The following is a 13,149-nucleotide window of genomic DNA, read 5'->3' as shown; positions in this document are numbered from 1 at the left end:
CGGTTAATCTCGCAGCAACGTGTCCTCGGGTCCGACAGCATCGGCTCGGGGACCGGTTTCGGGCGTGGCCTGGTGACGCAGCCCCGCTCGTGTTGGTCGGTTCGGCATGTTGTGCGGCCCGCGCCCCGGGACAGGGCTCGGCCGATTCCACCGGTTCGCCGTTTTCACCGTGTTCGTCGCGTTCACCGTGTTCGTAACGTTCGTCGCGTTCACCGTGTTCGGCGATCCGTGTTCCACCGCGCTGTGCGAAGCGCGGTACCCCGCGGAGCATCCGCATCCGCCCGTATCCGCGGGCGCGGCCACGGCGCTGCCCTGCCCCGCCGTGGGCCCTTTCGCACACCCTGCGCTCCACGCACAGCCGTACTCCTTGCACCGCGTACCCCGTGCACCCGGCGCGCCCGTGCCCGCTCCGCGACCCCTCAGCCGTCACCCCTTTCACCCTCACTGGAGTCCCGCGATGGACCGTCCGTCCACGTCCAGTTCCGCCCAGTCCGCCCCGTCCGCCCTCCAGACCGTCGCCGTCGTCGGCCTCGGCACCATGGGCACCGGCATCGCCGAGGTCCTCACCCGGGCCGGCCACGAAGTGATCGGCATCGACGTCAGCGAGGCCGCCGGCCGTGCCTGCGTCGACGCCCTCGGGGCCGCCACCGCCCGGTCCGTCGCCAAGGAGCGGCTGACCGAGCAGGAGCGGCAGAGCGTCCTGGCCCGGCTGCGCACCTTCACCGACCTCCAGGCGGCCGTGCACGCCGACCTCGTCATCGAGGTGGTCCCCGAGGACTACGCGATCAAGCAGCGGGTCTTCCGGGACCTGGACGCGATCGTCCGGCCCGACACCATCCTGGCCACCGGCACCAACGCACTGTCCGTGACCCGGCTCGCCGCCGAGTCGCAGCACCCGGAGCGGGTCCTCGGCCTGCACTTCTTCAACCCCGCGCCGGCCATGAAGCTGGTCGAGGTGGTCTCCTCGGTCCTCACCGCCCCGCCGGCCGTCGAGGCCGTCACCGAGCTCGCCCGCGCCCTGGGGAAGGAGCCGGTCGCGGTCGGCGACCGGCCCGGCTTCGTCGCCGACGGGCTGCTCTTCGGCTACCTCAACCAGGCCGCGGCCATGTACGAGTCGAAGTACGCCTCCCGCGAGGACATCGACGCGGCCATGCGGCTCGGCTGCGGCCTGCCCATGGGACCGCTGGCGCTGCTCGACCTGATCGGCGTGGACACCGCGCGCACCGTCCTGGAGGCCATGTACGCCGCCTCCGGTGACCGGCTGCACGCCCCGGCGCCGATCCTCGGCCACCTCACCGAGGCCGGGCTGACCGGCCGCAAGGCGGGGCGCGGCTTCTACTCGTACGAGCAGCCGGGCAGCGGGACCTTGGTGCGGGACGCGCACACCCCGCTGGAGGGGGCCTCCGCGACGGCCGGCCGCGCGGTGTCCTCCGTCGGCGTGGCCGGCTCCGGCACCATGGCGAGCGGGATCGCGCAGGTCTTCGCGCAGGCCGGTTACGACGTGGTGCTGGCGGCCCGGAGCGAGGAGAAGGCGGCGGCCGCGAAGGCGGCGATCGGCAAGTCCCTGGGCCGGGCCGTGGCCAAGGGCCGGCTGACCCAGGAGGCCGCCGACACGACGCTGGCGCGGATCACCCCGGCCGGGTCGCTGGATGCCTTCGCCGAGGTCGACCTGGCGGTCGAGGCGGTCGCGGAGGACCTGGCGGTCAAGCAGGAGCTGTTCGCGGCCCTGGACAAGATCTGCAGGCCGGGCGCGGTGCTGGCCACGACCACCTCCTCCCTCCCGGTGATCGCCTGTGCCCGCGCGACCTCGCGTCCGCAGGACGTGATCGGCATGCACTTCTTCAACCCGGCGCCTGCGATGAAGCTGGTCGAGGTGGTGCGTACGGTGCTGACCGCCGACGACGTCCACGCGACGGTCCGCGAGGTCTGCACGAAGGTCCGCAAGCACGCCGTGGACTGCGGCGACCGGGCCGGGTTCATCGTGAACGCGCTGCTGTTCCCGTACCTGAACAACGCGATCAAGATGGTGGAGACCCACTACGCCTCGGTCGAGGAGATCGACGCCGCGATGAAGCTGGGTGGCGGCTACCCGATGGGCCCCTTCGAGCTCCTCGACGTGGTCGGCCTGGACGTCTCCCTGGCCATCGAGAAGGTCCTCCACAAGGAGTTCCGCGACCCCGGCCTGGCGCCGTCCCCGCTGCTGGAACACCTGGTGGCGGCGGGCTGCCTGGGCCGGAAGACCGGTCGCGGATTCCGTGAGTACGCCCGGCGGTAACGCCGGCGGACACCCACGGGCACATGAGCCGGATGCGTGGGGAGGGCTGCTCGGCCCCGCCGGACCCTCACGGCGCGGGAACCCTCCCGAGCACAGTGCGGGCCCTCCCCCGCATCCATCCCATCCCGTGGACCCCTCCGGACCTCAGGCGCGCTCTCCGGCACGCATGCAGTACGTTCGCACTATGTCCCAGCCCGCCAAGACCCAGGCCCGCCCCGTCGCGGCCTCCTCCGACGCCCCGGAGAGCGCCGCCGGCACCCGGGCCGCCGCACAGCGGCTCAAGATGCGCCGTGAGCTCGCCGCCGCGGCGATGGAGCTGTTCGCGACGAAGGGGTACGAGGCGACGACCGTAGACGAGATCGCCGCGACCGCCGGGGTCGCCCGGCGCACGTTCTTCCGGCATTTCCGGTCCAAGGAAGAGGCGATCTTCCCGGACCACGACGACACCCTGATCCGGGCCGAGGCGGTGCTGGACGCCGCCCCCGCGCACGAGCACCCGCTCGACACGGTCTGCCGGGGGATCAAGGAAGTCATGAAGATGTACGCCGCCTCCCCGGCGGTGTCGGTGGAGCGGTACCGGCTGACCCGTGAGGTGCCGGCGCTGCGGGAGCGCGAGATCGCCTCGGTGGCCCGCTACGAGCGGCTGTTCACCCGCTACCTGCTGGCCCATTTCGACGAGCAGGACCACCACGACGGCAACGACGACCCGCTGCTGGCCGAGGTGGCCGCGTCGGCCGTGGTCACGGCCCACAACCACGTGCTGCGGCGCTGGCTGCGGGCCGGCGGCCAGGGGGACGTGGAGGCCGAGCTGGACCACGCCTTCGCGATCGTCCGGAAGACCTTCGGCACCGGGATCGGCGCGGGCCGCACCCCGGGCGTGGCGCAGGCCGCCCCCGTGGCCGGGCCGGGCCCGTCGGCCGCCGTGCGCTCCGAGGGCGAGGTGCTGGTGGCGGTGGCTCGGACGGACGCCCCGCTCGACGAGGTCATGCGGACCATCGAGGACGCCCTGAAGAACAGGTAGCCGGCCGGAGGCCGGCCGTGCCGGGTGACCCGTGGTGGCGGGTGACCGCGGCCGTGCCGGGTGACCGGTATCCGAGACGCCCGCGCGATGCTCGTCACATCCGCCGCAGCGGCCGCCCCCCGATCCGGGGGGCGGCCGCTGTCGTATGTCCAGCTTGCCCCTACTCGCGGGTAACTCTGATCGATCATCGCTCATCTGCGCAGGTCAATCGGCAAATGAGAGAAAGTTTTGGCACGCGGTGCCTTGTCGAGTGACACGCGGTGCCATACGTTGAAGCCGTCCGGATGTCCCCGCGGTCCACAGCCCCACCCGGCGAGGAACGCGCCCCGGACGCCTGCGTCACAGGCACCTCCCGCGCCCCACCACAGGCGCCGCCACAGCACCACCACCCGCATCACGCGCCGTATCGAGCACCACATCGAACACCGCATGACGCACACGCCGAACCGACGGCACACCCACCACTTCCACCGCACCGCGATTCCCTCAGCGCACCCTCATCCAGCGCTCGCAGGAGGCAAAACCGTGAAGGACATCCTGGACGCGATCCAGTCGCAGGCCGCGACGGCCGACGACTTCGCGGCCCTGCCGCTCCCCGACTCGTACCGCGCGATCACCGTGCACAAGGACGAGACGGAGATGTTCGACGGGCTCACCACCCGTGAGAAGGACCCCCGCAAGTCCCTCCACCTCGACCAGGTCCCGGTCCCCGAACTCGGCCCGGGCGAGGCCCTGGTGGCCGTCATGGCCTCCTCGGTCAACTACAACTCCGTGTGGACCTCGATCTTCGAGCCGCTGTCCACCTTCGGCTTCCTGGAGCGCTACGGCCGGCTCAGCGAGCTCACCAAGCGCCACGACCTGCCGTACCACATCATCGGCTCCGACCTGGCGGGCGTCGTCCTGCGCACCGGCCCCGGCGTGAACAGCTGGAAGCCCGGCGACGAGGTCGTCGCGCACTGCCTCTCCGTCGAGCTGGAGTCCTCCGACGGCCACAACGACACGATGCTCGACCCCGAGCAGCGCATCTGGGGCTTCGAGACCAACTTCGGCGGCCTGGCGGAGATAGCACTCGTCAAGTCCAACCAGCTGATGCCGAAGCCGGCCCACCTCAGCTGGGAGGAGGCCGCCTCCCCCGGCCTGGTCAACTCCACCGCCTACCGCCAGCTGGTCTCCAAGAACGGCGCCGGCATGAAGCAGGGCGACAACGTCCTGATCTGGGGCGCCAGCGGCGGCCTCGGCTCCTACGCCACCCAGTTCGCCCTGGCCGGCGGCGCCAACCCGATCTGCGTCGTCTCCTCCCCCGAGAAGGCCGACATCTGCCGGTCCATGGGTGCCGAGGCGGTCATCGACCGCAACGCCGAGGGGTACAGGTTCTGGAAGGACGAGCAGACCCAGGACCCCAAGGAGTGGAAGCGCTTCGGCAAGCGCATCCGCGAGCTGACCGGCGGCGAGGACATCGACATCGTCTTCGAGCACCCGGGCCGCGAGACCTTCGGCGCCTCCGTCTTCGTCACCCGCAAGGGCGGCACCATCACCACCTGCGCCTCGACCTCGGGCTACATGCACGAGTACGACAACCGCTACCTGTGGATGTCGCTCAAGCGGATCATCGGCTCGCACTTCGCGAACTACCGCGAGGCCTGGGAGGCCAACCGCCTGATCGCCAAGGGCAAGATCCACCCCACCCTGTCGAAGGTCTACTCGCTGGAGGAGACCGGCCAGGCGGCCTACGACGTCCACCGCAACCTCCACCAGGGCAAGGTCGGCGTGCTGTGCCTGGCCCCCGAGGAGGGCCTGGGCGTCCGCGACCCCGAGATGCGCGCCAAGCACATCGACGCGATCAACCGCTTCCGCAACATCTGAGATCCGCCGGCATCCGCCGGAACCGCTGAGATCCGTCTGAGGGCCAAAGGGAACGCCTGAGATGACAGAGCGCCAGAAGGACCGTCCGTGGCTCATGCGGACGTACGCCGGCCACTCCACGGCCGAGGCGTCCAACGAGCTGTACCGCCGCAACCTCGCCAAGGGCCAGACCGGCCTGTCGGTCGCGTTCGACCTGCCGACGCAGACCGGCTACGACCCCGACCACGTCCTCGCCCGCGGCGAGGTCGGCCGGGTCGGGGTCCCGGTCTCCCACCTGGGTGACATGCGGCGGCTGTTCCAGGACATACCCCTGGAGCAGATGAACACCTCGATGACGATCAACGCCACCGCCATGTGGCTGCTGGCGCTCTACCAGGTGGCCGCCGAGGAGCAGGGGGCGGACGTCTCCAGGCTCCAGGGCACCACCCAGAACGACATCGTCAAGGAGTACCTCTCGCGCGGGACGCACGTCTTCCCGCCGGGACCCTCCCTCCGGCTGACCACCGACATGATCGCGTACACGGTCAACAACATCCCGAAGTGGAACCCGATCAACATCTGCAGTTACCACCTGCAGGAGGCGGGGGCCACTCCGGTCCAGGAGATCTCGTACGCGATGTCCACCGCCATCGCGGTGCTGGACTCGGTCCGCGATTCGGGGCAGGTGCCGCAGGAGCGGTTCGGCGAGGTGGTCGCCCGGATCTCCTTCTTCGTGAACGCGGGCGTCCGCTTCATCGAGGAGATGTGCAAGATGCGCGCCTTCGGCCGCATCTGGGACAAGGTCACCAAGGAGCGCTACGGGATCGAGGACGCCAAGCAGCGCCGCTTCCGCTACGGCGTCCAGGTCAACTCGCTCGGGCTCACCGAGGCCCAGCCGGAGAACAACGTCCAGCGGATCGTCCTGGAGATGCTGGCGGTCACCCTCTCCAAGGACGCCCGTGCCCGTGCGGTGCAGCTGCCGGCCTGGAACGAGGCGCTGGGCCTGCCCCGGCCCTGGGACCAGCAGTGGTCGCTGCGCATCCAGCAGGTCCTCGCCCACGAGAGCGACCTGCTGGAGTACGAGGACATCTTCGCGGGGTCCCACGTCATCGAGGCCAAAGTCGACTCCCTGGTCGCCGACTGCCTGGCCGAGATCGACCGGATCCAGGAGATGGGCGGGGCGATGGCGGCCGTGGAGTCCGGCTACCTGAAGTCGCAGCTGGTCTCCTCGCACGCCGAACGGCGGGCCCGGATCGAGGCCGGCGAGGACAAGATCGTCGGCGTGAACTGCTTCCAGCAGACCGAGGAGAACCCGCTCACCGCCGACCTCGACGGGGCCATCATGACCGTCGACCCCGCGGTGGAGGCGTTCACCGTCGAGCGGATCACCCGCTGGCGGGCCGAGCGCCAGGAGTCCTCGGACCGGCAGGGGAACGGCGACCCGTTCGTCTTCCCGACCGCCGGGCAGGCCCTGGACCGGCTGAAGGAGGCCGCCGCCGGCACCGAGAACCTCATGGAGGCCACCCTGGAGTGCGCCCGCGCGGGTGTCACCACCGGCGAGTGGGCGAGCGCGCTGCGCGAGGTGTTCGGCGAGTTCCGGGCGCCGACCGGGGTCTCCTCGGCCCCGGTCGCGGTGACCGCCGAGCCGGGCACCCCGCTGGCCGAAGTCCGTGAGAAGGTCATCCGGACCGCGGAGGAGCTGGGCGCCGGGCGGCTGCGCCTGCTGGTCGGCAAGCCGGGTCTGGACGGGCACTCCAACGGTGCCGAGCAGATCGCCGTACGGGCCCGGGACGCGGGCTTCGAGGTGGTCTACCAGGGCATCCGGCTGACCCCGGAACAGATCTCGTCGGCGGCACTGGCCGAGGACGTGCACTGCGTGGGACTGTCCATCCTGTCCGGCTCGCACAGCGCGCTCGTGCCGGACGTGCTGGAACGCCTCCGCACCGCGGGGGCGGCCGATCTGCCCGTCATCGTCGGCGGCATCATCCCGAACGCCGACGCCGAGGAACTCAAGGCCGCCGGTGTCGCCGCCGTCTTCACCCCGAAGGACTTCGGTATCACGGAGATCATCGGCCGTATCGTCGACGAGATCCGCAAAGCGAACAAGCTCAACCCCCTCATCAGCACGGAGGTCCCCGCTTGACTTCCTCCCCTTCCCTAACGGGAGGGGAGCCCCACCTTCACGGGTGAGGATTCCTGATTCACCACGGACCGCCCCGACCGAGAGGAGGACTCCCGATGAGGTCTTACACCCGCTCCACAGGCAGCAACCGCCAGCCCGGCGGCCAGAAGATTCACAGCGGCGTTCCCATCCCGGTCATGGGCGGTTCCACAGCTGTGGCACGTCCACTCACGGACGTTGAGGGGCAGATCGCCGACCAGGGCTCCGCAGGCCGAGCACAGCTTGGAACTGGGAAACCACCTGTCCACGGTGATGAGCTGCCGTCCGTACCAGGAGCTCTTGTACTCCAGCATGCACCGCAGCTCATGCCACGCGGCATCGCTGATGGCACGGGCCAACCTGTGGTTTTGCAGCAGGCCGCGGACGCTCAGGTCCTCGATCACGAGCGTTTGGTTTTCACGCACGAGTCGAGTCGTCAGCTGATGCAGGAAGTCCCGACGGCAATCGGCGATCCGCGCATGGATCTTCGCAACCCGTGCACATGCCTTCGCCCGGTTTCTGCTGCCCTTCTCCTTCCGCGACAGTGCCCGCTGGGCACGCGCCAGGCGCTCCCGGTTTCTGCGTTCGTGCTTCGGGTTGGTGATCTTCTCCCCGGTGGACAAGGTCACCAGGGCCGTCAGGCCGGCGTCGATCCCGACTGCCGCCGCGGTCGCGGGCAGGGGTGCCGGGACGTCCTCGCAAAGCAGGGACACGAACCAACGGTCGGCGCTGTCCCGAGACACCGTGACGGTCGACGGCTCCACCCCGGACGGCAGAGGCCGGGACCATACGATTTCCAGCGGCTCCGCCATCTTGGCGAGTGTCAGGCGGCCGTCGCTGTAGCGGAACGCGCTGCGCGTGTACTCCGCCGAGGCCCGAGACCTCCGCTTCGACTTGAATCGCGGGTGCTTCGCCCGCTTGTTCCAGAACGCCGAGAACGCCTGCTGCAGGTGCCGCAACGTCTGCTGGAGCGGAACCGAGGACACCTCGGCAAGGTAGGCCAGCTCAACCGTCTTCTTCCAGGCCGTGAGCATGGCCGAGGTCTGCCCGTAGCTCACTCGCTCCTGGGCCACCGTCCACGCCTCGGACCTGGCAGCAAGGGCAAGGTTGTATACCTTCCGTACGCAGCCGAACGTCCGCGACAGCTCAGCCGCCTGCACGTCGGTTGGGTAGAAGCGGTACTTGAACGCCCGCTTCACCTGAGAAGCCTCCACATGCCGGAAGCTAGAGGCGGCCAAGAACCGAACACAAGCCCAGGTCACAGCATCACGCAGCGGCACCCCCGTCGTTGGGTTCCCGCCCAAGGATGCGATTCCGCCCCGGCTGAAGCCGAATGTTCCACCCAAGGAGATTTCAGATGACCACGCCCACGTCCCCGGTGAACCGGCTGCGTCCGCGCCGCTCCTGCCTCGCGGTGCCCGGGTCCAACCCGCGGTTCCTGGAGAAGGCCCAGGGCCTGCCGGCCGACCAGGTCTTCCTGGACCTGGAGGACGCCTGCGCCCCGCTGGCCAAGCCCGAGGCCCGGCACACCATCGTGAAGTTCCTGAACGAGGGTGACTGGACCGGCAAGACCCGCGTGGTGCGCGTCAACGACTGGACCACCCACTGGACCTACCGGGACGTGGTGACCGTCGTCGAGGGCGCGGGCCAGAACCTGGACTGCATCATGCTCCCGAAGGTGCAGAACGCGGAGCAGGTCGTGGCGCTCGACCTGCTGCTGACCCAGATCGAGAAGACGATGGGCTTCGAGGTCGGCAAGATCGGCATCGAGGCGCAGATCGAGAACGCCCAGGGCCTGAACAACGTCAACGCGATCGCGCAGGCCTCCCCGCGCCTGGAGACGATCATCTTCGGCCCGGCCGACTTCATGGCCTCCATCAACATGAAGTCCCTGGTCGTCGGCGAGCAGCCGCCCGGCTACCCGGCGGACGCCTACCACTTCATCCTGATGAAGATCCTGATGGCGGCCCGCGCCAACGACCTCCAGGCGATCGACGGCCCCTACCTCCAGATCAAGAACGTCGACGGCTACAAGGCGGTCGCCCAGCGCGCCGCCGCCCTCGGCTTCGACGGCAAGTGGGTGCTGCACCCGGGCCAGGTCGAGGCGGCCAACGAGGTCTTCTCCCCGTCGCAGGCCGACTACGACCACGCCGAGCTGATCCTGGACGCGTACGACTGGTGCACGTCCGAGGCGGGCGGCAAGAAGGGCTCGGCGATGCTCGGCGACGAGATGATCGACGAGGCCAGCCGCAAGATGGCGCTGGTCATCGCCGGCAAGGGCCGGGCGGCCGGCATGCAGCGCACGTCGAAGTTCGAGATCCCGGAGGCGTAACCCCATGCAGTTCGGACGCACGTACGAAGAGTTCGAGGTCGGGGCCGTCTACAAGCACTGGCCCGGGAAGACCGTCACCGAGTACGACGATCACCTCTTCTGTCTGCTCACGATGAACCACCACCCGCTCCACATGGACGCGAACTACGCCGAGAACACCACGGACTTCGGCAAGAACGTGGTCGTGGGCAACTACATCTACTCGCTGCTGCTCGGCATGTCCGTGCCGGACGTCTCCGGGAAGGCCATCGCCAACCTGGAGATCGAGTCGCTGCGGCACGTGGCGCCGACCTTCCACGGCGACACGATCTACGGCGAGACCACGGTCCTGGACAAGACCCCGTCGAAGTCCAAGAACGACCGCGGGATCGTGTACGTGGAGACCAAGGGCTACAAGCAGGACGGCACCCTGGTCTGCGTCTTCCGGCGCAAGGTGATGGTCCCGACCGAGACGTACATCAAGGAGCGCGGCGGCGAGCAGCCCGGCCGCCCCCAGCTCAAGGAACAGGGGAAGTAGTCATGGCCCGACTCGCCCAGACCGCCGGCCTGACCGAGGTCCAGCAGGAGATCGTCAAGACCGTCCGGGAATTCGTCGACAAGGAGATCATCCCGGTCGCGACCGAGCTGGAGCACCGCGACGAGTACCCGCAGCAGATCGTCGACGGCCTGAAGGAGCTCGGCCTCTTCGGGCTGATGATCCCCGAGGAGTACGGCGGCCTGGGCGAGTCGCTGCTCACCTACGCGCTGTGCGTGGAGGAGATAGCCCGCGGCTGGATGTCGGTCTCCGGCATCATCAACACGCACTTCATCGTCGCGTACATGCTCAAGCAGCACGGCACCCAGGAGCAGAAGGACCACTTCCTGCCCCGGATGGCGCTGGGCGAGGTGCGGGGCGCGTTCTCGATGTCCGAGCCGGGGCTGGGCTCCGATGTGTCGGCGATCACGTCGAAGGCGGTCAAGGACGGCGACGAGTACGTCCTGAACGGCCAGAAGATGTGGCTGACGAACGGCGGCTCCTCCACCCTGGTGGCGGTCCTGGTCCGGAGTGACGAAGGACACCCGGAGGGCACCGCCCCGCACAAGTCGATGACGACCTTCCTGGTGGAGAAGGAGGCCGGCTTCGGTGAGGTGCGCCCGGGCCTGACCATCCCCGGCAAGATCGACAAGATGGGCTACAAGGGCGTCGACACGACCGAGCTCATCATGGACGGACTGCGCATTCCGGCCAATCGGGTGCTGGGCGGGGTCACCGGTCGAGGGTTTTACCAAATGATGGACGGCGTGGAGGTCGGCCGCGTCAACGTGGCGGCGCGCGGCTGCGGAGTCGCCCAGCGCGCCTTTGAGCTGGGTGTCGGATATGCCCAACAGCGTCACACTTTCGGCAAGCCGATCGCCCAGCACCAGGCCATCCAGTTCAAGCTGGCCGAGATGGCTACCAAGGTCGAGGCCGCTCATGCCATGATGGTCAACGCAGCACGCAAAAAGGACTCCGGGGAACGAAACGACCTCGAAGCAGGGATGGCGAAGTACCTCGCCTCCGAGTACTGCAAGGAGGTGGTGGAGGACGCCTTCCGCATCCACGGCGGCTACGGCTTCTCGAAGGAGTACGAGATCGAGAGGCTGTACCGGGAGGCGCCGATGCTGCTCATCGGTGAAGGTACCGCCGAGATCCAGAAAATGATCATTGGGCGACGCCTGCTGGAGGAGTACCGGGTCCAGAGCTGAATGTCCTGATTCGCTCCCGTTTGGGAGCGAAAAGGGTCACATCCAGTCACCGGCTTGAAGGACTCGACTCGGCTTCTGGCTTGCCCAGTTGTTGTGCGCAACCGATAGCATTCCAGTAAAGCCGCCGTCCCGTCCCCCCGTTTGCGGCGCGGCAATCACCCGCTACGAAGGTCATCCATGCCCCACAGCCAAACCTCTGCACCTCGCGACAGCCTCCTCGGTGTACGCCTCGCGCGCGGAGCATCGCCGTGGCTTCTGCCGACCGTCGCCACCGCGGCGCTCAGCCTCACCCGGGCCCGCAAGTCCGGACGCTGGGCCGCGGCGGCCGTGCCCACCACCGCTCTCGCGGCGGGCATGCTGTGGTTCTTCCGCGACCCCGAGCGAGAGATCGCCCAGGGCCGGGTCATCTCGCCCGCCGACGGTGTGGTGCAGAGCATCATGCCGTGGAAGGACGGCCGGACCCGGGTCGCGATCTTCATGAGCCCGCTGAACGTCCACGTCAACCGCGCGCCCCTGGCGGGCACGGTGACGTCCGTGGAGCACATCCCCGGCGGGTTCGTCCCGGCGTTCAACAAGGAGAGCGAGAACAACGAGCGCGTTGTCTGGCACTTCGACACCGAGCTCGGCGACATCGAGATGGTCCAGATCGCCGGCGCGGTCGCCCGTCGCATCGTGCCCTACGTGCCGGCCGGCACCAAGGTGGAGCAGGGCGAACGGATCGGTCTGATCCGCTTCGGCTCGCGCGTCGACATCTACCTCCCCGAGGGCGTCGAGGTCGCGGTCGAGGTCGGTCAGGCCACGACCGCGGGGGTGACTCGCATTGACCGTGACTGATCCATCACGCACCAAACCGAAGGACGACTGGGTCCCCGAGGTGGCGGCGGACGACGAGGCCGACGGCGAGGAGATGCCCCTCTCGCTGCGGCTGTCGATAGCGGACACCCTCACCCTCGGGAACGCCACCTGCGGGTTCATGGCGGTGTACTTCACCACCACCGGGATCCTGATCCCGCACCTCACCGGCAGTGACGAGTCGGGCATGGCGCGTCACAGCGCCGCGACCGCCGTCATACTGATGCTGCTCGCCGCGGTCTTCGACCTGTTCGACGGCCTCGTGGCCCGCAAGCTGCGCAGCTCGCCGATGGGCGCGGAACTGGACAACCTGTCCGACCTGATCAGCTTCGGTCTCGCCCCGGCCTACTTCGTACTCGTGTACGGGATGGTCGCGGACGACGCCCACCAGCGGGTGTCGGCCCTGGCGGCGATCGTGGTGCTGCTGGCGGTCGTCCTCAGGCTCGCGAGATTCAGCTGCGTGACGATGAAGGACGGCATGTTCCAGGGCATGCCGAGCCCCTTCGGCGCCCTGACGGTCGTCTCGATCGTGCTGCTGGAGCTGCCGTTCGTGCCGACCCTGCTGGCGATCGTCGGCGTGGCGTGGCTGATGGTCAGCCGGGTCGAGTACCCGAAGCCGCGGGGCGTGCTGGCCGTGGCGATGCTGAGCTGGATCGTCAGCGCGATGGGCCTGCTGGCCGCGTGGGCGTTCGACGCCCCGGGCGGCCAGCTGCTGCTCCAGACGGGCTGCGCCCTGCAGATCGTCCTGGCGGCGACCATCCCGCTCTTCGCCACCACCCGCCGGGTCAACACCTTCCGGCACAACCGCCGCGAGGCACGGGCGGCACAGCTGCCGTAGCGGCGGCGCGGCGCCCGGACACGCATGCCGGTGGGCCCCGGATAACCCATGGGTATACGGGGCCCACCGGCGGTTGGGGGGGGTTGTGGGGGTGGGGGTGGGT

10 protein-coding genes are annotated in these 13,149 nt (G+C 69.0%); 9 read left to right on the top strand and 1 reads right to left on the bottom strand.

Going from position 1 to position 13,149, the window contains the following annotated elements; genetic code table 11:
- Window positions 1-457 precede the first annotated feature (457 nt).
- The 4 genes from AB0O36_RS01765 (at window position 458) to AB0O36_RS01750 (ending at window position 7,281) form a co-directional block, all read left to right on the top strand.
- Window positions 458-2,275 carry a 3-hydroxybutyryl-CoA dehydrogenase gene (locus AB0O36_RS01765; RefSeq protein WP_365102585.1) on the top strand — a complete coding sequence of 606 codons (1,818 nt, stop codon included), beginning with the start codon at window positions 458-460 and terminating at the stop codon, window positions 2,273-2,275.
- Window positions 2,276-2,459: 184 nt separating this feature from the next.
- Window positions 2,460-3,296: a TetR family transcriptional regulator gene (locus AB0O36_RS01760; RefSeq protein WP_365102582.1), complete on the top strand. Its 837-nt coding sequence runs from the start codon at window positions 2,460-2,462 to the stop codon at window positions 3,294-3,296.
- Between the two features lie 525 nt (window positions 3,297-3,821).
- Window positions 3,822-5,159: a crotonyl-CoA carboxylase/reductase gene (ccrA, locus tag AB0O36_RS01755; protein WP_365102580.1), complete on the top strand. Its 1,338-nt coding sequence runs from the start codon at window positions 3,822-3,824 to the stop codon at window positions 5,157-5,159.
- Between the two features lie 61 nt (window positions 5,160-5,220).
- Window positions 5,221-7,281: a protein meaA gene (locus AB0O36_RS01750; protein ID WP_365102577.1), complete on the top strand. Its 2,061-nt coding sequence runs from the start codon at window positions 5,221-5,223 to the stop codon at window positions 7,279-7,281.
- Between the two features lie 14 nt (window positions 7,282-7,295).
- Here AB0O36_RS01750 and AB0O36_RS01745 read toward each other — a convergent pair whose 3' ends face one another.
- Window positions 7,296-8,513 (bottom strand): RNA-guided endonuclease TnpB family protein, encoded by a 1,218-nt coding sequence (locus AB0O36_RS01745; protein WP_365102574.1) that lies wholly within the window; start codon window positions 8,511-8,513, stop codon window positions 7,296-7,298.
- A 143-nt stretch (window positions 8,514-8,656) separates the two neighbouring features.
- On the opposite strand from AB0O36_RS01745, the gene AB0O36_RS01740 reads away from it, so the two are divergent.
- From AB0O36_RS01740 to pssA, 5 genes are all read left to right on the top strand, one after another.
- Window positions 8,657-9,631, top strand: a complete 975-nt coding sequence (locus tag AB0O36_RS01740; RefSeq protein ID WP_365102572.1) for a CoA ester lyase — start codon at window positions 8,657-8,659, stop codon at window positions 9,629-9,631.
- A 4-nt stretch (window positions 9,632-9,635) separates the two neighbouring features.
- Window positions 9,636-10,148 (top strand): MaoC family dehydratase, encoded by a 513-nt coding sequence (locus AB0O36_RS01735; RefSeq protein WP_136212900.1) that lies wholly within the window; start codon window positions 9,636-9,638, stop codon window positions 10,146-10,148.
- Between the two features lie 2 nt (window positions 10,149-10,150).
- Entirely contained in the window at window positions 10,151-11,356 is a 1,206-nt protein-coding gene (locus AB0O36_RS01730; protein WP_365102569.1) for an acyl-CoA dehydrogenase family protein, read from the top strand.
- Window positions 11,357-11,533: 177 nt separating this feature from the next.
- Window positions 11,534-12,190 carry a phosphatidylserine decarboxylase gene (locus AB0O36_RS01725; RefSeq protein ID WP_365102566.1) on the top strand — a complete coding sequence of 219 codons (657 nt, stop codon included), beginning with the start codon at window positions 11,534-11,536 and terminating at the stop codon, window positions 12,188-12,190.
- Window positions 12,191-12,263: 73 nt separating this feature from the next.
- Window positions 12,264-13,046, top strand: coding sequence for a CDP-diacylglycerol--serine O-phosphatidyltransferase (gene pssA / locus AB0O36_RS01720; RefSeq protein ID WP_365103250.1), 783 nt, complete (start codon window positions 12,264-12,266; stop codon window positions 13,044-13,046).
- The last annotated feature ends 103 nt before the right edge of the window (window positions 13,047-13,149 follow it).

The sequence above is a fragment of the Streptomyces sp. NPDC089799 genome, assembly GCF_040684755.1.
In the GTDB taxonomy this organism is placed as follows: Bacteria; Actinomycetota; Actinomycetes; order Streptomycetales; family Streptomycetaceae; genus Streptomyces.
This window is presented reverse-complemented; position numbering and strand designations above follow the sequence as displayed.